Below are 23263 nucleotides of genomic sequence, written 5' to 3'. Positions count from 1 at the left end.
ATGGGAGACGTTATTGATATATATGGTTTATCACCTTTGCAAAAAGGAATACTGTTTCATACTTTATACGATCAAGATGATGAACATTCATTTTCCTATATTGTACAAGTAGGTTTCTTGCTCGGGGGGCAATTGGATATTGCTACTTTTGAAAAGGCCTGGGAATATGTTATTCATCGACATGAGGTTTTACGTTCAGTATTTGTGTGGGAGGAAGTAGAAAAACCGCTACAAGCGGTTTACCAACGTCTTCCTTTTACTATTCATCAAGAGGATTGGAGCGCCCATTCACACAAGGAAAGGGCGAAGAAATTACAACAGTTTTTAAATGCAGATCGTAGAAAAGGATTTTTATTAGATGAAGCACCATTGATGAGAGTCACTGCGATTAAAGAGGCAAAAGAGGAAACGAGAATTATTTGGACACATCATCATATTTTGCTAGATGGATGGAGTGTGTCATTGGTCTTTAGTGAAGTGATGGAAGTTTATCTCAAGATGATAAAGGGAGAATTATTGAATCTTCCTAAATCTCTTCCTTATAAAAAATATATCCAGTGGATAAATAAACAAGATCAAAGTCAAGCAGAGGAATTTTGGAAAGAAGAATTAAAAGGGTTCTATGCACCTACGCCATTAGCAATGGAAAGAAAGAACCAAGGACAAGAGAAGGGCTATGGAGAGTGTGTTTATCAAGTATCTGAGGAACTTACTGAGAATTTACAAGAGTGGGTACGAAATAGTCGATTAACGTTGAATACGTTAGTACAAGGTGCATGGGCTTATTTGATGAGTAGGTATAGCGGTGAAAGTGACATCGTATTTGGCGTAACTAGCTCTGGACGTCCTACTGATTTAATGGGAGCAGAGAATATGGTGGGGTTATTTATTAACACCTTACCTACTAGAATTCGCTTAACGGATAATACATCAGTAGTAGACTGGCTTCGTAAAATACAAATGAAAGAAATGGAACGAAGACAATATGAGTATAATTCGTTGATAGATATTCAAGGATGGAGTGAGGTTCCACGAAATAGTTCCTTATTTCATACCTTGTATGTGTTTGAAAATTATCCAATTCAAGGTGAGAGAAATCAAGATTTAAGATTATTAGATGTTAAAAGCGCGGAACAAACAAATTATCCTTTAACACTCATTGTAATGCCCGGTAAGAAAATTACTTTAAAGTTAATGTATGATCGAAGCTATTTTAATGAAGGGACAATAAATCGGATTCAGAATCACTTATTGCAAATACTAATTCAGATGACGAAGAACCTAGATTCAAAACTCTTTGAAATTACTCATTTAACAGTGGAAGAACAGATACTGTTACTAGAGGAATGGAATCATACTCAAGTAAATTATTCGGCTGAAGGCATGATTCATACGATATTTGAGGAGCAAGTAAAAAAAACACCGGAAGCAATTGCGGCTATTTACGAAAATGAACAAATTACCTATAAAGAGTTAGAGAAGCGTGCGAATCAACTAGCTCATTATTTACAAAAGCATGGTGTAGGACCAGAGTCTCTAGTTGGGGTATATATGGGACGTTCATTACAAATGATGATAGCGTTATTAGGGATTCTAAAATCAGGAGCAGCGTATGTTCCACTTGACCCTACTTATCCAGAGAGTCGGCTTCGATATATATTAGAGGATGCTGGAATCGAAGTATTAGTGACGGAAGAGAATTCTAAAAATTTGTTTGTATCTGAAAATATTGAAACGATTTGTATGAATAAAGATTACACTGTAATTGAAAAAGAAAAATCAACCCCATGTATAAGTGGTGTAACAGGAGAAAGTTTAGCGTATGTTATGTATACTTCAGGATCTACAGGGAATCCAAAGGGAGTAATGATTGAGCATCATTCAGTAATCAATTATCTAGAATGGATGCAACATAAATATCCACTTTCTGAAAAGGATGTGGTCTTGCAGAAAACGCCATTCTCATTTGATGTCTCTGTTTGGGAGTTGTTTTGGGGTATTCACGTTGGTGCAAGTGTATCTTTCCTACCTCCAGGTGGAGAAAAAGATCCTTCTATTATAGCTGAAGTGATTAAAAAACATCAGGTTACTATAGTTCAATTTGTACCTTCGATGTTATCTGTTTTCTTAGATCACTTCAATCATATTGAATTGAACATGAATTGTTCGTCCGTACGCCATGTATTTTCTGGTGGAGAAGAACTAAGTTCAGGGTTAGTTAGACGATTTCAACAGAAATGGAATTATAGTGGACAAGTGAAATTAACCAACTTTTATGGACCAACTGAAGCCACTATTTATGTGAATGCATTTGATATTCAGCCTAATGAAGAATTTGTTTCTATTGGGCAGCCGATACAGAACACGCAATTATATGTATTAGACCAAAATCAACGCTTGCAATCAATAGGAATTGAGGGTGAGTTATATATTGGTGGTGCTGGTTTAGCACGTGGATACTTAAATCGTCCGAATCTTACTGCTGAAAAATTCGTTTCACATCCATTCCGATTGGGGGAACGACTATATCGAACGGGAGATTCAGTAAGATATTTAACTGATGGAAATATAGAATTTATAGGTCGAATGGACCATCAAGTCAAAATGCGTGGTTTTAGGATTGAATTAGGAGAAATTGAAGCAACTTTAGAAAAATGTTCGTTTATTAAAGAGGCTGTTGTATTAGTTAGAGAGGATCGTCCAGGTGATCAACGATTGGTTGCATATGTAATAAGCGATGGAAATACCGAGGAGTGGAGAGAGTATTTACAAAACCAATTACCAAATCATATGATTCCAGCACACTTTGTAGAGTTAGAACACTTCCCGCTTACTCCGAATGGGAAAATTGATCGAAAGGCCTTGCCAGCACCTGATGATCAAGCTATTGGAGATTTAAATGTTCTACCTCGGACGCCATCGGAAGAGCTTATTGCCTCGGTTTGGGGTCAAGTGTTAGGGGTGGGGAATATTGGTATTCAGGATTCCTTTTTTGAACGTGGTGGACACTCGCTACTTGCTACTCAAATTGTCTCTCGATTGCAAGAATTGTTCCAAATCAAAATTCCCTTACGTGAACTTTTCAAGCACGATACAGTGGCAGCGTTGGCGAAACGAGTAGATCAGTTACGAAAAGAAGATAAAAAACGAGAGATTGCCCCTCTTGTACCTATGAAACGGGAAGAAGCTATTCCACTTTCCTATGCGCAGAAACGTCTATGGTTTATTGATCAATTAATGCCAAATAGTGCTATGTACAATATTCATGCAGCGTGTCGCTTAACAGGTAAATGGTCAATTGAAGCATTGGAGGCCGGATGGAATCAATTGTTGGAGCGTCATGAATCATTACGAACGATAATTCTAGAACAAGAGGGTGAACCTTTTCAACAGGTTCAATCTCATGTATTCGGGCATATCCCTCAAACGAATCTAACAGATCTCTCTTTGGAAGATAGGGAAAGAGAAATGAAACGGCTCATTCAAAACGAAGCTGAGGAACCATTTTATTTTGGACAAGGTCCTCTAATTCGAACACGCATATTGAAAGTGGACAGTGAAGAGTGGATTCTCATTTGTACGATGCATCATATTATTTCAGATGGATGGTCAATGGGAATCTTACTTGAAGAATGGATGGCTTTTTATGAAGGAGCATTAAGCGGCAAACCGGTGGAATTGAAGGAGTTATCTATCCAATATGCAGATTTTGTCATGTGGCAGAAGGAATGGCAAAAAGAAGAGAATTTGAATCAGCACCTTCAATATTGGAAGGAAGAATTGTCTGGGGAACTACCGGTTTTACAATTACCGATGGATCGTCCTCGACCTGCAGTTCAAACCCATCGTGGTGCAAGTCAGTCTTTAATAGTGGCGAATCCCCTACAGGAAAAGCTCAAAGATTTAAGTCTGCAAGAAGGATGCACTTTATTTATGACATTGATGGCAGCGTATCAAAGCTTCCTTTCTCGTTATACAGGACAGGACGACATCATAGTTGGAAGCCCGATTGCTAATCGAAATGTGAAAGAGATTGAGGGATTAATAGGTCTCTTTGCAAATACGTTAGTTTATCGAGCTGATTTCAGTGAAAACCCGACGTTCCAAGAACTTTTGTCGCAGGTAAGAAAAAAAGCACTAAAAGCATACGAGTATCAGGATATTCCATTTGAGAAAGTGGTAGAATCCGTAAAGCCGGAACGGAATACAAGTCATTCACCAATATTCCAAACCATGTTTACTTTACAGAATACGAAACAAGAGTTTCTTCAGCTATCTGAAAGACAAATGGAACTCATGGAAAGCCATGTTTCTGTTGCAAAATTTGATTTGAGTTTATTTGCTTCTGAGACGGAAGAAGGATTATCACTAACCTTTGAATATAATACTGATTTGTTTAATGATACAACCATTGAACGTATGGTAAGTCATTTTGAACATTGGCTAAATCAAATTGCCTCTTATCCAAAATGTTTATTATCAGAATTGAATATGTTATCGAAAGTAGAATATAAGCAACTACTAGAGGAATGGAATGAATCAGCTGTTATTGATATAGAAGATAGCATGATTCATACAATGTTTGAAGAACAAGTGGAAAAAACACCAGAAGCAATTGCAGTAGTGTGCGAAGATGAAGAACTAACATATCGAGAGTTGGACGAACGCTCGAATCAGTTGGCACATTATTTACAAAAAAATGGTGTAACATGCGAATCATTAGTTGGGATTTGCGTTACACGTTCATCCGAGATGATTGTCGGTCTCTTAGGAATTATGAAGGCAGGAGGAGCATATGTCCCAATTGATCCAGCGTATCCGGAAAGTCGACTGCAGTACATTTTAGAAGATGCTCAAATAAAGGTACTGGTGACACAGGAAAAGTTACAACAAAAAATGGTTATACCTACATTCGTCAACGTCATTTGTATTGATCGTAATCGAGCAGAAATAGAAGAAGAAGTTACTACGGTATGCACGAGTGAAGTCACGGGCGATAACTTAGCCTATATTATCTATACTTCAGGTTCCACTGGAAATCCAAAGGGAGTAATGATTGAGCACAGGAATACAGTAACAATGATTCATTGGGCGCATCACACGTATTCCCGAAAGGAATTAGCGGGAGTATTAGCTTCAACTTCACTATCTTTTGATTTATCCGTTTTTGAAGTATTTGTTCCCTTAACGATGGGTGGTAAGGTGATTGTCTCTGAAAATGCTCTACATCTAGACAAGTTGTCTACCAAAGGTGTGACTTTGGTTAATACTGTGCCATCGGCAGCAAAGGAACTGGTTCGAGCAAAGACAATTCCTTCTTCAGTAAAGGTAATGAATTTGGCTGGAGAACCGTTACCATATCCGCTTGTTCAAGATTTATACGAGAGAAGTACGATTGAGAAGGTATACAACTTATATGGACCGTCTGAAGATACTACGTATTCCACGTATATGGAATTAGAAAAGGGTGTCATGCATAGGGTACCACCAATTGGTAAACCAATCTTCAATACAGAAGTATATGTACTGAGTGCTGAACAAAAAATGGTTCCAATTGGTGTAGTTGGTGAGCTGTACATTGGTGGATTAGGATTAGCACGTGGATATTTAAAACGCCCTGACTTAACGAAAAATCGATTTATACCGCATCCGTTTAAAGAAAACGAGCGAGTATACCGGACTGGAGATCTAGTAAGGTATTTGCCAGATGGAAATTTGGAGTATGTTGGACGAATTGATCATCAGGTGAAAATTCGTGGGTTCCGGATTGAACTAGGAGAAATTGAAGCGGTATTACAAAAGCATACATTAGTTAACGAAGCTATTGTGATGGTGCGGGAAGATTATCCTGGCGATCCACATTTGATTGCCTATGTTGTAGGAGACGGGGATGCTCAAAAGTGGCGTGATTATCTCAAGGACCAACTACCAAATTATATGATTCCATCCTATTTTGTTGGATTAAATGCATTTCCACTCACTCCTAATGGGAAAATTGATAGGAAGGTTTTACCAGCACCAGAGAAACAGGAGATAGCAAGTGGTTATATTGCTCCTCGTACGTCTACGGAAAAAACAATCGTTTCGATATGGCATGAAGTTTTAGGTATGGAAAACATCGGAATTCAAGATTCGTTTTTTGAAATTGGTGGCCATTCACTACTCGCTACGCAAGCTGTTTCCAATCTTAAAGAGGCTTTTGGAATCGAGATACCATTGCATGATTTATTTATGTTTCATACGGTGCAGCAATTGGCAGAACAGATTGATCAATTGCTCGATAACAAAAATCAAGAAATGCAGAATGATAGTAATGAGAATGTAAGTCTTCAAGACTATGTTCAAAAAGAAGCCGAAGTGAGTAATGATGAAGAATTACTGGAACTACTTAAGCAATTAGAAGAGCTATCAGAGGAAGAAGCACAAGGGATATTCGAGAGTAATTTGATTGAGGAAGGGGTAAAAAAATGAGAAGTGATTTACTTGCAAAGCTGAGTTCACTTTCTCCTGAGAAGAGAGCATGGCTTCAGAAGCAAATGCAAAAAAAGGAGAATAAAGAAGCACTCCCGTTGTCTTATGCACAACAACGTTTGTGGTTTATGGACAGATTTAATCCAAACAGTTCTTTATATAATATTCCAACGGTATGGCATCTAAAAGGAAATTGGATACCTGAAGCATTAGAAAAGGGATTCAATCGACTCATTGAACGCCATGAATCATTACGAACTGTTTTTAAAGAAGTAGGAGAACAACCTGTGCAACAAATTGTCGAATTCCTTCCTAGAGCATTACCTGTAAGAGATTACTCTCAACTTCCTCTAGAAGTAAAAGAAAAAGAGGTAGATAGTTTAATTGCGAGAGAAGCGCAAGAACCATTTGATTTAATGAATGGTCCTTTAATTCGTAATCAGCTTGTTCAATTAGAGAAGGATGAATGGTTATTACTGTGTACGATGCATCATATTATTTCTGATGCTTGGTCCATTGGTATATTCATGAATGAATTACTTGCTTTCTATGAAGAAGAAACGGGCGGAAATCCTGCTAAATTAAGCTCATTATCCATTCAATATGCAGACTTTGCGAAGTGGCAAAAGGAGTGGTTGCAAGGTGATGTGCTAAATCGTCAGCTTACGTATTGGCAGGAAGAATTGTCTGGTGAGCTTCCTATCTTACAACTGCCAGTGGATCGACCTCGACCGGTTAAGCAGACTTACTCTGGGGCTACGCATCACGTAATTTTCCCTTATAAATTGCTTAGTCAATTGAAGGATATAAGCCGACAAGAAGGATCTACTTTATTTATGACTTTAATGGCTGCATACCAGAGCTTTCTTGCTCGTTATACGGGACAAAAAGATATTCTAGTTGGTAGTCCGATTGCAAATCGGAACCACAAGGGAGTAGAAGGATTAATTGGTTTCTTTGTTAATACGTTGGTTTACCGATCAGATTTGAGTGGCACCCCTACTTTTCGGGAGATTTTGAGCCAAACAAAGAAAAAGGCGTTAAAAGCTTACGAATATCAAGATATACCATTTGAAAAAGTGGTAGAAGCTGTGCAACCTGAACGAAGCATGAGTCATTCGCCTATCTTTCAGACCATGTTTACGCTACAGAATATAAAACAAGAACGACTAGATTTGTCTGGTAAAAGTATTGAAATGGTAGAAAGTAATATGTCTATTGCTAAATTTGATTTGAGCTTAACTGCCTATGAAGTGGAAGAAGGTCTATTTGTCTCATTTGAATACAATACGGATTTATTTGATAGTAGTACCATTGCACGTATGGCAGGCCATTTTGAGAACTGGCTAAATGAAATCACGTATCATCCAGATGAATCATATACAAAGCTGTCAATGTTATCGGACACTGAGCAAAAACAACTCCTAGAAGAATGGAATGATACGGACGTAGTTTATGGTCATGATTGTATGATTCATGAGCTATTTGAGCAGCAAGTTTCACGGACACCTGATGCAGTGGCGGTAGTTTATGAGGGTGGAAAGCTAACGTATCAAGAACTCGATGAAAAATCGAACCAATTGGCACATTTTCTACAAAAACGAGGTATCGGACCTGAATCATTAGTCGGTATATGTATTGAACGTTCTCCTGATATGATTATTGGTCTCTTTGGGATTTTGAAAGCAGGTGGGGCTTATGTCCCACTGGACCCAAGTTACCCCGAAAACCGCCTGAGATACATTTTGGAGAATTCACAAATTCAAGTGCTGTTAACAAAAGAGGCACTACAGGACTGGTTACCTAAAGATATTCAAGCAATTTGTTTAGACCGGGATCGAGTGATGATTTCTAAAGAGAGTAATTTAGCTCCAGTGAGTGGAGTAACAGCAAATAACTTAGCCTATATCATATACACTTCGGGTTCGACGGGAAATCCAAAGGGGGTAATGATTGAACATCATTCCGTTATAAACCGCCTACAGTGGATGCAGAAAAAATATCCATTGTCCGAGGAGGATACAATCCTACAAAAGACACCGTTTTCGTTTGATGTTTCTGTCTGGGAATTATTTTGGTGGTCATTTGTAGGAGCACGTGTTTGTTTACTTCCACCAGGAGGAGAGAAAGATCCTGCGGTGATTGAGGAGTATATTGAACGATATCGTGTGTCCACCATGCACTTTGTTCCGTCGATGTTATCTACCTTCTTAGATTATATGGAACTATATAATTCGAAAAGGGATCTATCGTCTTTAATTCAAGTTTTTACTAGTGGAGAAGCGTTAAATACTGAGCAGGTTCGCCGATTTAAGGGGATCTTTTACAATGTTCAGCAAATAAAGTTAATTAACTTGTATGGTCCTACTGAAGCGACTGTGGATGTGACTTATTACGATTGTGATTTAGAAAAAGAAGCAATGCTTATTCCGATTGGTCGTCCAATTGATAATACAGAGTTGTATGTGTTAGATCAATATCAACAAGTGGTCCCGATTGGTGTGGCAGGGGAACTTTACCTTGGAGGAGTAGGATTGGCACGTGGCTACTTCAATCGACCGGATTTAACTACTGAACGTTTTATTCCGCATCCTTTTAAGGACGGGGAACGATTATATCGAACGGGTGACTTGGTGAGATATATGAATGATCGTAATTTAGAATATATTGGAAGAATAGATAACCAAGTTAAAATTAGAGGATTCCGAATTGAATTGGGAGAAATTGAAGCAGCTTTACATGATCACTCATCTGTAAAAGAGGCAGTCGTCTTGGTGAAGGAAGATCGACCAGGAGATAAGCAGTTAGTAGCTTATGTAGTGGGTGAAGGGGATACTGGAGAGTGGCGTGAATATCTCAAGAAGCAATTACCACATTATATGGTTCCGGCATACTTTTTCCAAATTGAAGGTATGCCACTCACTCCAAATGGTAAAGTGAATCGGAAAGCATTATTGGAATTAGAAGAACAGTTCATAAGTGAAGATATTACTTCATCACGAACACCAGTGGAGGAGCTCATCGTTTCCGTTTGGAGCCAAGTGTTAGGAATAAAAAATATTAGTGTTCAGGATTCCTTTTTTGAAATTGGTGGTCATTCACTACTAGCTACTCAAGTAGTGTCACGTTTACAGGAAATTTTTCAAATCGAATTACCAGTACGTGAACTATTTGAATATACAACGGTCGAGTCACTAGCAAAGCGATTAGAACAGTTACGTAAAGGAGATAAAAAACGAGAGATTCCGCCACTAATACCGATGGAGCGAGGAGAAGCTATTCCACTATCTTATGCCCAACAACGTTTATGGTTTATTGATCAATTTACACCTAATAGTGCCCTTTACAATATGCCAATGGTATGCCGTCTTACAGGGAATTGGCTACTTGAAGCATTGGAAACGGGATGGAATCAACTAATAGAACGTCATGAATCACTGCGGACGGTCTTTCAAGAAGTGAACGGTCAACCCGTGCAGCAAATTGAACCGTATGCTTTTCAATCAATTCCGAAAACGGATTTAACTATGCTTTCTGCTGAAGACCGAGAAGAAGAAGTTAAACGTTTCATTCAACAAGAAACAGAAGTGCCATTTGATTTAACAGAGGGTCCATTAATCAGGACAAGTATTTTGCACGTGGGAGAGGAAGAATGGATACTTCTTTGTACTCTACATCATATCATTTCAGATGGATGGTCAATGGGAATACTACTTGAAGAATGGATGGCATTTTACGAGAAAGCAACGGATGGAAAGGTGGCAGAACTTGAATCATTACCGGTTCAATATGCCGACTTTGCTCAGTGGCAAAAAGGATGGCTGAAGGAGGAAGTGCTTGATCAACAACTTCAATATTGGAGGGAAGAATTGTCTGGGGAGCTTCCTGTACTCCAACTTCCTATGGATCGCCCGCGTCCCGCAATACAAACCCATCACGGGTCGACATACACTCTGGTTCTGCCAAGCATGCTACATGATAAATTGAATGAACTTAGCCGAAAAGAAGGGGCTACACTCTTCATGACGCTGTTGGCTGCATATCAAAGTTTTCTATCTCGTTATACGGGACAAGAAGATATTCTGGTCGGAAGCCCAATTGCGAATCGGAATTATAGAGAAATTGAAGGACTAATTGGTTTCTTCGTTAACACGCTGGTTTATCGAGCAAATTTGAGTGGTAGACCGACATTTCAAGATGTACTGTATCAGGTTCGTCAAAAGGCATTGAAGGCATATGAATATCAAAATATCCCATTTGAAAAAATTGTAGAAGTTGTGCAACCGGAGCGAAGTACAAGTCATTCACCAATCTTCCAGACTATGTTCATCTTGCAAAATATGAAACAAGAGTTACCAGTGTTATCTAGTAGAAGTATTGATATGATAGAAAGCTATAGTCCAATTGCAAAGTTTGATTTAAGTGTAATGGCAGCTGAGACGGAAGAGGGATTACTTTTTACTTTTGAGTACAATAAGGATTTATTCAATGCTACTACTATTGAACGGATGGCAGGACACTTTGAGAAATGGCTACATGAAGTTTCTCATCGCCCACAAAATCCGTTGCATGACCTGAGCATGCTATCAGAAACCGAGCGTACTTTGTTATTAGAAACATGGAATGACACTGTAATGGAAATGTCTCATCAGGGTCTTATTTGCGACAAATTTGAGGAGCAAGTAGCAAGGCGTCCTGATGCGATTGCGATAGTTGATCAAACAAAACAGTGGACTTATGGTGAACTGGATACACAAGCAAATCAGTTGGCAAATGTTTTACAGCGAAAGGGAGTAGCCCCAGAGTCAGTGGTAGGGGTTTATCTTCCGAGGTCAGCTGAGCTGATGGTAAGTTTACTAGGCGTTTTAAAAGCTGGTGGAGCTTATGTCGTTTTAGATCCGTTGTATCCAAAATCAAGGTTAGAATACATGATTGAAGATGCAGGAATTCAATTTGTAGTGACGGCGGAAGGACAAGAAGGACATTTCGCACACGTCGAAATGGTGAGGTTAGAAGAATTAACGGTGGAAAGCGTAATCGCACCTACACGTCAAATAAATCCAGAGAACTTAGCCTATATTGTTTATACCTCTGGTTCTACAGGAAAACCGAAGGGTGTCATGGTTGAATATCGCTCATTAATGAATATGGTTTCTTGGCATCAAGAAGTTTATCGTATTTCAGCAGAGGATCGTGCGACTCAGATTGCAGGTGTTGCTTTTGATTCGGCTGTTCAGGAGATTTGGCCGTATCTAACTGCTGGTGCAGCACTCTACTTGTCAACAGAGGAACTGAGAATTAATCCAGAAGTACTAAGGGACTGGCTCATTGATTCACGAATAACAGCTAGCTTTGCACCTACGCCTATTCTGGAAAGACTCTTGAAATTATCTTGGCCAGATAAAACGGATCTTCGTTTTATCATTACTGGTGGGGATCAATTAACGCAGTATCCATCTAACGATATTCCTTTTGCGGTAATTAATCAGTATGGTCCATCGGAAAATACAGTCGTTACCACAGATTGTTATGTACCTGTAGGAGTGACAACAGGTACGCCATCGATTGGTCGACCGATTGCGAATACAGAAGTTTATGTATTAGATTCTCATCTTCAGCTAGTACCAATTGGTGTAATTGGAGATCTCTATATTGGAGGGAAGAGTCTTGCACGTGGATATGCTAATCGTCCGGATCTTACAAAGGAAAAATTTATTCCACATCCTTTCAAGTCAGGAGAACGTCTCTATTACACAGGAGACAAAGCAAGTTATCTTTCTGATGGTAATCTCCAGTTCCATGGACGTATAGATGACCAAGTGAAAATTCGTGGTTTCCGAATTGAATTGGGAGAAATAGAAGCTGTTTTGCAGGCGCATTCTTCTGTGAAAGAAGCAGTTGTATTGGTGCGAGAGGATAATCAAGGTGATAAGAGATTAGTAGCTTATGTAGTTGGTGAAGGAAGTGTCCATGAATGGCGAGAACATCTACAAACACATTTACCTAATTACATGGTTCCAACAAACTTTATTGAGATGGAATTTTTACCACTTACACCGAATGGAAAACTTGATTTGAAGGCATTGCCTATACTTAGTGAACAATCTGCTGAAAATACTGTATACCCAAGAACTCCGCTGGAAGAACTTATCGCTTCAGTGTGGAGTCAAGTGCTAGGAATAAGAGACATTGGTGTCCAGGATTCTTTCTTTGAGCTTGGTGGTCACTCTCTACTTGCTACACAAGTGGTCTCACGCTTACAGGAAGTCTTTCAAATCAAATTGCCAGTACGTGAACTGTTCGAATATTCAACGGTCGAGGCATTATCGAAACGAATAGATCAGTTACGTAAGGGGAGCGAAAAACGAGAAATTCCACCATTGGTGCCGATGGAACGCGGAAATAATATTCCGCTATCTTATGCCCAACAGCGCTTATGGTTTATTGATCAATTTGCACCTAATAGTGCACTTTATAATATGCCAATGGTATGCCGTCTTACAGGGAATTGGTTACCTGAGGCATTGGAGTTGGGATGGAATCAGTTGATAGAGCGTCATGAATCTTTGCGGACTGTATTTTATGAAGAGGATGGCCATCCTGTGCAGCAGATTCAACCGTACGTTTTCCGTCCGCTTCTGCAAATGGACTTAACTAAGCTTCCATTAGAGGAGCGAGAAAGAAAGTTGGATCAATGGATTCAAACTGAAGTCGAATCTCCATTTGATTTAGAACAAGGGCCATTATTCCGTGGGAAACTCATAAGAATTTCAGAAGAAGAATGGGTTCTTCTGTGTAATATGCATCATATTATCTCGGATGGGTGGTCGATGGAAATCTTGCTTCAAGAATGGATGGCATTTTATGAGAATGCGATTGGTGAAAAACAAGCAGAGCTGGAACCACTACCAGTTCAATATGCCGATTTTGCTCAGTGGCAAAGAGAATGGCTGAAAGATGAAGTACTATATCAACAACTTGCGTATTGGAAGGAAGAACTATCTGGTGAGTTACCAGTCTTAATGTTGCCAATGGATCGTCCGCGTCCGCCAGTGCAAACCCACCATGGATTAACTCATAATGTTTTGTTGTCACGCTCATTACTGGATAAATTAAACGAACTAAGTCGTCAAGAAGGGGCCACACTTTTCATGACCTTATTGGCATCGTATCAAAGTTTCCTTGCTCGTTATACGGGACAAACGGAAATTATTGTTGGCAGCCCAATTGCAAATCGAAATTATCGAGAAATTGAGGGGCTGATTGGTTTCTTTGTCAACACCTTGGTTTATCGAGCTGATTTAAGTAATGCACCGGCATTTCAAGAGTTGTTGTCTCAAGTGCGGATAAAAGCATTGAAGGCGTATGAGTATCAAGATGTTCCGTTTGAGAAAATTGTAGAGGTTATCCAACCTGAACGAAATACAAGCCATTCTCCAATTTTTCAAACCATGTTTACTTTGCAAAATACGGGACAAGAGCTACCAGAACTACATGGAAGAAATATAGAAGTAATGGAAAGTAACGCTCCAATCGCTAAGTTTGATTTAAGTTTAACTGCTGCAGAAGTGGAAGAGGGTTTATTACTTATTTTTGTTTATAGAACTGATTTATTTGACAGCTTAACTATTGAATCCATGGCTGAACATTTTGGGAACTGGTTGAATGTAATCGTGGAGAATCCTGATAAATCATTAGCTAAGTTGCCTATATTATCAGGATTACAGCAAAAACAGTTGGAAGAGTGGAATAATGATGCTGTAGCATATCCACAGGAAAGTACGATTCATCAGCTGTTTGAAGAGCAAGTAAATCGTACACCTGATGCGGTAGCGGTGGTAGATGAAAAACAGCAGTTAACGTATCGAGAGCTCAATGAAAAAGCTAATCAATTGGCCCACTATCTTCAGCGATGCGGAATTGGGAATGAATCATTGGTTGGACTTTGCTTTGAGCGTTCAGTTGAGATGATTGTTAGTATTATGGGGATTTGGAAGGCTGGAGCAGCCTATGTTCCATTAGACCCATCATATCCAGAAAGTCGCCTACGATATATTTTGGAGGACACTGGAATTCAAGTATTAGTTACGAACGAGTCATTGGAAGACTGGATACCTAAAGAAATCAAGATAGTTTGTCTAGATCGGGATCAAGCAATGATTTCACAAGAAAGCATTCTTTCACCAAAATGTGAAGTAACAGGAGAAAACTTAGCGTATGTTATCTATACTTCAGGATCAACGGGGAATCCAAAGGGTGTCTTGATACAGCATCATTCTGTACTAAACTTGTCGCATGGTTTACAAAAAGAGGTTTTCGAACATGAGATACCATCTAACATGCATGTCGGTTTAAATGCGTCAATTGCCTTTGATGCATCTATTCAGCAATTACAAATGCTGCTTTATGGTTCAAGTTTGTATATTATTCCGAATGAAGTACGAAGTGATCCGGAGCAGTTTGTAGCTTATATTAGGGAGAACAAGTTAGAAACCTTTGATATAACACCTTCATTGCTTCAATTACTTATAGATGTCGGATTGTTAGAAACGTGCGATGGCGTTCATGTTCCAAGTAAGGTACTGGTTGGTGGTGAAGCGATTATGCCGTCATTATGGGAACAGCTAGTAGAGACTGATAAAATACAGTTTTATAATGTATATGGTCCTACAGAATGTACGGTTGATGCAACATGCTATCATATCAAAAAAGATAGTAAGAGAGTAACAATTGGGCGTCCATTGCCTAACATCCAAACTTATGTATTAGATAGAAATAGGTTGCCAGTTCCAGTTGGTGTGATGGGGGAACTTTATATCGGAGGAGCAGGTCTAGCAAGGGGGTACTTGAATCGTCCAGAGTTAACATCCGAACGATTTATTTCTCATCCATTCAAAGAAGGCGAGAGGTTATATAGAACGGGTGATCTGGTGAGATATCTTCCTGATGGTAATATAGACTACTTAGGAAGAATGGATAATCAAGTGAAGATTAGAGGATTTCGAATTGAACTTGGAGAGATTGAGTCGACTTTACAAGAGCATGACTTGGTAAAAGAGGCAGTTGTAATGGTTAGGGAAAATCAGTCGGGAGATAAGAGGCTGGTAGCTTATGTAGTGGGCGAAGGCAGTTTAGAAGAATGGCGAGAGTATCTTAAAACAAAACTGCCAATCCATATGATACCTTCCTACTTTGTCGAAATGAAAGAATTACCGCTAACCATAAATGGAAAGATTGATCGGAAATCGTTACCTATACCAGATTATCAAGGAACACAAGAAGGATACGTGGCCCCAAGAAATGAACGTGAACATAAGCTTTCTATCATTTGGGAACGTGTGCTAGGTTCAAAACGTATTGGTATGAATGATAACTTCTTTGAAATTGGTGGAGATTCAATTCTTAGCATTCAGATTGTCTCGCGCGCGAAGCAAGCTGGTTTACAATTGACTCCAAAACAAATATTTGAACACCAAACGATTGCTGAGTTGGCGCAAGTAGTCAAAGAAGAACAAGGTGTACAAGCTGAACAAGGAATTATAACTGGAGAGACGATACTTACACCTATTCAGCAAAGGTTTTTTGCACAAAATCATCCTAACCCACATCATTGGAATCAATCCATGTTCTTTAGAACGAAAGAGAAATTGGACATAGGATCACTGGAAAAGGCGGCAGGTAACCTTCTACTTCATCATGATGCTCTGCGTTTAAGATATGAACGTTTACCTAATGGGGTTTGGAAACAGTGGAATGAAGGAATAGAAGAACAATTGATGCTTACTGTCATTTCATTAGACGAAGTGCCGGAAGCTGATTGGCATCAGGTTATTCAAAAAGAGATTAATGTTGCACAAGAAAGTTTGAATTTACATGATGGTCCGCTAATGAGAATGGTGTATTTTGATGAAGGTGAGCACGCTGGCCGATTATTTTGGACAATTCATCATTTAGCCGTGGATGGTGTTTCTTGGCGGATTTTATTGGAAGATTTGCAAACAGCATATACGCAAGTAGTCCAAGGGCAGAAAGTTCAATTACCTATGAAAAGTACATCTTTTAAAGAATGGTCGGAGAAATTACATCATTACGCTGAAACTGGACTATCAAAAGAAGTGCTACATTACTGGGAGCAGCAGGCTGAACAAGACGTAGTTATACTGCCAGTAGATGGTACTATAAGTAATCCAGTAAGCGCAGTAACTGAGGAAATTACTGTGGTGTTAAACGAGAATGAGACCCGTATGTTATTGCAAGAGACTTTAAGCACTCACCGTGTCCAAATCAATGAAGTATTATTAGCAGCATTGGTACAAGCTACAGCAGCATGTACGAGGCAGCCGATATTGAGCGTAGATTTAGAGGGACATGGTCGAGAAGAGATTATTGAAGATGTTGATTTATCGAGAACCGTGGGATGGTTTACAAGTATTTACCCAGTTCATTTAAATATTACTAATGCTAATACGCCAATTGCAGCATTAAAAGCAGTTAAAGAACAAGTTCGTAAAATTCCTAATAAGGGTGTTGATTATGGGGTGTTGCGTTACATGAACGCAACAATGTGTGAGCAATTAAGCTCCCAATATACACCGTCTATTAGTTTTAACTATCTTGGACAATTTGACCAAATGTTTTCTAGCGATGCAATGTTTATTCCGGAGAACGAATTTAAGCGTTTAGATCATGCAGCCGGTTCCAAGCGATCGCATGTAATTGATGTAATTGGGGTTGTAACGGATGGAAAACTTCAGTTCACTTGGGTATACAATGTTGGACAATTTGCCAAATCAACGATTCAAAGTATTGCACAGAATATGCTATATCAACTGAGTACATTGATTCAATCTTCAGATAGAGAATCTGCACTGACCATTTCGGATTTTGCAATGGCTAATCTTAGCCAAGAAGGTTTGACAAATGTACTAAACAAAATGCATCGTGGAAAGAATAATCAGATTACTGATTTATATCCACTATCACCTTTGCAAAAAGGTATGATTTTCCACACATTGCATGACCAAGGGGATGAACATGTTGCACCGTATATAGTGCAATTGAGTTTTATGATTCGAGGAAAAATGAATATTCCTATTTTTGAGCAGGCATGGAAATCTGTAATTCAGCGGCATGAAATTTTTCGTACAGCATTTGTATGGGATGAAATTGAAGAACCAGTACAAGTGGTGTATGAAAATATCCCATTTAAAGTGAACAAAGAAGACTGGCGTACAATGACAAGTGAAGAGATAGAGGAAAAAAGAAAAGACTTTTTGGCATTAGATCGAAAACAAGCCTTCCAATTTGATGAAGCACCATTGATGCGGGTAACAGTCATTCAAGAAGGTGAGGAAGAATATCGGATTGTTTGGACGCATCACCATATTTTACTGGATGGATGGAGTTTACCATTAGTCTTTAATGAATTACTTACAGTCTATCAGAAGAGCATGAATGGAGAAGCTGTGAAGTTACCTAAGTCCTCATCATATAAGAAATATATCCAATGGTTAAGAGAGCAAGATAAGGAGCAGGCAGAACAATTCTGGAGAGAAAAGTTAAAAGGTTTTACTGCACCAACTTTGCTGGGCTTAGAAAGTAAAGAGGAAGAAAAAGGTTATACAGAGAAGGTTACGTATTTATCAGAAGAGCAGACTCAAGCGTTACAAGGATGTGCGAAACGCAATAAACTTACTTTGAGTACAGTAATTCAAGGTGCATGGGCATATCTCATGAGCCGATATAGTGGAGAAAATGATATTGTTTTTGGTGTAACAAGCTCAGGGCGTTCTACGGAGATTATTGATGTTGAAAACATCGTAGGTCCTTTCATTACAACGTCACCGACGCGAATTCAATTGATGGATGATATAAAATTAATAGATTGGTTGCAGAAGATACAAGAGGAAGAGATAGAAAGAAGACAATATGAGTATGCTTCTTTGACAGAGATTCAGGGGTGGAGTGAAGTTCCTAGAGGAATACCGCTGTTCAATAGTTTATATGTGTTTGAAAATTATCCAGTGAAAGAGGAGTCTTCAGAAAATCTGGAAATTGGTGAATTGAAAGGGGTAGAACAAACCCACTACCCATTAGGATTGGCTGTAGTTCCAGGAATCCAGTTATCGTTAAAGTTAATGTATGACCGTAGTAAGTTTAATAGAGTAACCATTGAACGAATGCTGGGTCATTTACACAAAGTGTTAATGCAAATGCTCAAAAACATTGATCAAAATCTATCGGAGCTAGTATATATTACGGAAGCTGAACAAAGAAGGCTATTGGAAGAATGGAATAATAATTCCATATCCTATCCACGTGAGAATGTAATTCATCAACTATTCGAAGAGCAAGTAAATCGTACACCTGACGCGGTGGCAGTGGTAGATGAAAAACAGCAACTAACGTATCGAGAGCTGAATGAAAGAGCTAATCAATTAGCCCATCATTTACAGAAATGTGGAATTGGGACAGAGTCATTAGTTGGCCTCTGCTTTGATCGATCAGTTGAGATGGTGGTTGGTCTAATGGGAATTTGGAAGGCCGGAGCAGCCTATGTTCCATTGGATCCATCGAATCCGGAAAGCCGCCTGCAATATATTTTACAAGACACGGGAATTAAAGTGTTAGTTACAAATGAGGTATTACTAGGATGGATACCTAAAGACATCAAGACAGTTTGCCTAGATAGGGACCAAGCAATGCTTTCTCAAGAAAGCAAACTTTCACCAATATGTGAGGTAACAGGGGAAAACTTAGCGTATGTTATCTATACTTCTGGTTCGACAGGGAATCCAAAGGGGGCTTTAGTACAGCACCATTCTGTAATAAACCTATCCTATGGTTTACAAAAAGAAGTTTTCTCACATGAGATACCTAGTAATATGCGCGTCGGTTTGAATGCGTCAATTGCCTTTGATGTATCTATTCAGCAATTACAAATGTTGCTTTATGGTTCAAGTTTATATATTATCCCAAGTGAAGTTCGCACTAATCCGGAACAATTTGTGTCCTATATTAGGGAGAATAAATTGGAAATGTTTGATATGACACCTTCATTACTTCAATTACTTATAGATGGAGGATTGCTAGAAATAAGTGCTGATGTTCATGTACCAAGTAAGATATTAGTCGGTGGTGAAGCAATCATGCCGTCATTATGGGAACAGCTAGTAGAGACCGGAAAAATTGATTTTTATAACGTATACGGTCCTACAGAATGTACAGTTGATGCAACGTGTTATCATATTCAAACAGATAGTAAGAGAGTTACAATTGGACGTCCGTTGCCGAACGTTCAAACTTATGTATTGGATAAAAATTTGTTACCTGTTCCAGTTGGTGTAACAGGTGAGCTATATATTGGTGGTGCAGGTATAGCGAGAGGATACTTGAATCGCCCAGAATTAACAGCAGAGCGATTTATCCGTCATCCATTTAATGAAGAAGAGCGTTTATATCGTACGGGAGATTTGGTTCGTTATTTACCTGATGGTAATTTAGATTACTTGAGAAGAATTGATAATCAAGTGAAAATTAGGGGCTTTCGTATTGAACTTGAAGAGATTGAAGCGAATCTAGAGAGGCATCCATTGGTAAAAGAAGCAGTAGTTTTGGTAACAGAGGATAAATTAGGAGAGCAGAGATTGGTTGCTTATGTAGTTGGAGATGGTAGTATGCATGATTGGCGTGAATATCTCAAGAGACAAGTACCGAATTATATGGTTCCTGCACACTTTATTAAGGTAGACGAGATTCCTCTTACAACGAATGGAAAAGTTGATCGAAAGGCATTGAACAATTTAACTATTCAAAGAGAAAATAACTTCTCTACACCAATCATTCCAAGGGATGAAATTGAATATCAGTTGATTAAAATCTGGCAGGATGTCTTACAGATAGAAGATGTCTATGTAAATGATGATTTCTTTAATAGAGGAGGACACTCTCTCCTTGTAATTAAATTATTTTCAAAAATTAGGGAGAAGTTTGGAAAAGAAATTAAGGTGTCTACATTGATTAAGAATCCAACAGTGGAAGGAATCGCATGCCTTATTCGTGATAAGCATGATATGACGAAATCAGTAGCAGCGCTAGTTCCACTACAAGAATCAGAAAAAAGACCTTTCTTCTGCGTTCATCCGTTTATGGGGAATGTATTCTGTTACATTCAACTAGCAAGATTACTTAAGAACCATTGTTCATTTTACGGTTTACAGAATCCTCTTATAGAAAAGGGAGAAATTGACGAGTTGACCTTGCCGGAACTAATTCAACTTTACATTGAAGAAATAAAACATGTTCAGCCAGAAGGCCCATATCGTCTTGGAGGATGGTCTTTAGGCGGTGCAATTGCTTATGAAATCGCAACTGTACTAAGGAGTCAAGGAGAGGAAGTTGAGCTGTTGATACTAATGGATACTAAAGTACCTTCAGAGCAGGATTATAAAACAAGCGAGGATATGCTCTCATATATATATGAACATTTCATTCCTAGAGATCTTACTGAGCAGGAAGGAGACCTTGTCCATAAACAAGACATGTTTGTGGAGCGATTAATTATGGAAGGAGTACTCCCACCTGATGCAAATCTTATCAATTTGAAGCAAGTTATTAATGCTCATAGGAAATGCCTGAATATAATGGCAGAGCATGATTTAATACCATACTCTGGAGAAGTTCTCTACTTTAGTGCTGAGGAAGGAAAAGAGTTGTTTACAGATTGGGGACCTTTATTAAAAGGAAGAGTAAATAAGTATTCAGTCCCTGGATCACATGAAGAAATAGTAGATTCACCTGCAGTTGAAAAAATAGCTATGTATCTACTAAATGAATTTGAAGGAATAAAAGAGAAATCCATTTTATTAACGGAAAAGTAGAGAGTATAAAAGATGCAACGCAATGAACGAAAAGGGCAGCCCAATACCTGCATATCAAGTGTAGGGAATAATGAATATATTAAGAGCATTACTTTTTAAGGGGATAATGTAAAAAGAAATTGGTAGAGACATAGAAATCTTAATGAGTTACCCATAGTAAGATGTAAATGCTCTGAAATCTTTGTAATAGAAGCGAATACCTGATGATATTACTGAGGAAAGGTGCATATTTTCATTGATATGTAAATATGCACCTTTCCTATTGTATATGCAATTTAATAAAGTGAATTTGAATTTCTGTAACGTTCATATATGAAGTAATTCTTAAAAAAAGGAAGTGATTTATCATACAAATTCAAGCTGTGAAAATACCAAAGAATATTGAAAGTCATTTGTTTAAGCAACTTAGTAACTTAGTTTCAAATGAGAAGAAAGAACGAATGAAGCGTTTATTAAATTCATGCGACATTAATAGGACCCTGATAGGAGATTTACTAATCCGATCTCTAATCTGCCAAAAGTATAAAATTAATAATGAAGAAATTAGATTTATATATAATGAGTATGGAAAACCTTTTGTTGAAAATTTTTCTGACTTTCATTTTAATTTGTCACATTCAGGAGAATGGGTGGTTTGTACTACTGCTAATTTTCATGTGGGTATTGATATAGAAAAAGTTTCAGAAATAGAGGCTTTTAAATTAGCACATGAATTTTTTTCAGAGGAAGAATTTTATGAAATATCTAATATGAATTCTGATGAACAAATTAATTATTTTTATGATTTATGGACATTAAAAGAAAGTTATATAAAAACGATTGGAAAAGGGCTTTATACCCCGTTAAATTCATTCTCTATAAAAAAAGAGTCACGAACTTTAATTACATACAAGAATATACCTAAAAACTTTTACTTTAAACAATATAACATTGATCCAAATTATAAGATATCTGCTTGTGCAACAAGGAATGAATTTCCGCAAGAGATAATAATTAAAGACATTTATACAATTTGCCAAAATATATACAAATTTGAAAGTAAGGAGAAAATCAATGCAAAAGACTAAACTTTTTTGCTTTCCACATGCTGGGGGATCTGCGTTTAGTTACGCAAAATGGAAAAATTACTTTAATCCATATATTGAGGTAGTCCCGATAGAGTTAGCTGGTAGAGGATATAGAATTGAAGAAAGTTTGCACCAAAGTATGGAAGAGGTGGTGAATGATGTCTATAATAATATCGTTATGCAGATAGATGATTCGCCATATATTTTATTTGGGCATAGTATGGGAAGTTTGATTGCCTATGAAGTAGCTAGAAAAATACAAGATTCTAAAAATGTATTGCCTAAATTTCTTGTTTTGTCCGGTAGAAATCATCCAAATAGTAAAATAAAAAATATTCGACATAATCTTTCTAATGAACAATTTAAAAGAGAAGTTATTGCAATGGGAGGTACACCATCTGGGGTACTTGAATCAGAAGAATTAATAGAGATTTTTCTACCTATTCTAAGAGCAGATTTTAAAATTGTCGAGACATATATTCATGACAATAATACACAACCATGTGATATTGATTTTCTTATATTTAATGCGGAAAAGGATGAGTTTACTACATATGATCAAGTAATAAAATGGAAGCAATACACAAGTAAAACGTGTACTTTTCATTCTTTTGAAGGTAATCATTTCTTTCTAGATGAAAATATTGAAGAAATAGCAAATAGTATTATAAGAAAGTTAGATTCTAAAAGATTATCAAATAGTTTTTAGAGATTTTCTAACTATACTCATGGCTAAGAAACAAAAATATTAAAGATGAAAAATACAGGCATTGCTGAAATACCTTTGAACAAAGGCAGGGCAGTTTAAACGAACTGTTTAAAGGTAGGTGTTGATGGAATTTTAAG

The 23263-nt window shown here is 38.0% G+C and carries 4 protein-coding genes; all 4 read left to right on the top strand.

The genetic code is table 11. From position 1 onward, the window contains the following. Window positions 1-6471 (top strand): non-ribosomal peptide synthetase, encoded by a 6471-nt coding sequence (locus JDS99_RS07490; protein WP_199694855.1) that lies wholly within the window; start codon window positions 1-3, stop codon window positions 6469-6471. Further along, on the top strand, window positions 6468-21350 hold the full coding sequence (locus JDS99_RS07485; RefSeq protein WP_199694854.1) for a non-ribosomal peptide synthetase: 14883 nt from the start codon (window positions 6468-6470) through the stop codon (window positions 21348-21350). The genes JDS99_RS07490 and JDS99_RS07485 overlap by 4 nt, the downstream gene beginning before the upstream one ends. Window positions 21351-21712: 362 nt before the next feature. After that, window positions 21713-22417 (top strand): 4'-phosphopantetheinyl transferase family protein, encoded by a 705-nt coding sequence (locus tag JDS99_RS07480; protein WP_088609773.1) that lies wholly within the window; start codon window positions 21713-21715, stop codon window positions 22415-22417. Further along, a complete protein-coding gene (locus JDS99_RS07475; RefSeq protein WP_098200189.1) occupies window positions 22404-23126 on the top strand; it encodes a thioesterase II family protein in 723 nt (240 codons plus the stop codon). Before JDS99_RS07480 ends, JDS99_RS07475 begins: the two co-directional genes overlap by 14 nt. The last annotated feature ends 137 nt before the right edge of the window (window positions 23127-23263 follow it).

Source organism: Bacillus cereus group sp. N6, from assembly GCF_016483705.1.
Taxonomy (GTDB): domain Bacteria; phylum Bacillota; class Bacilli; order Bacillales; family Bacillaceae_G; genus Bacillus_A; species Bacillus_A wiedmannii.
The sequence above is the reverse complement of the archived record's forward strand: the minus strand, read 5'-3'. Positions and strand labels throughout refer to the sequence as shown.

Excerpts from the sequence above, each read along its gene's own strand:
- JDS99_RS07490 (WP_199694855.1), top strand. The coding sequence starts at position 1 with ATGGGAGACGTTATTGATATATATGGTTTATCACCTTTGCAAAAAGGA.
- JDS99_RS07485 (WP_199694854.1), top strand. The coding sequence starts at position 6,468 with ATGAGAAGTGATTTACTTGCAAAGCTGAGTTCACTTTCTCCTGAGAAG.
- JDS99_RS07475 (WP_098200189.1), top strand. The coding sequence starts at position 22,404 with ATGCAAAAGACTAAACTTTTTTGCTTTCCACATGCTGGGGGATCTGCG.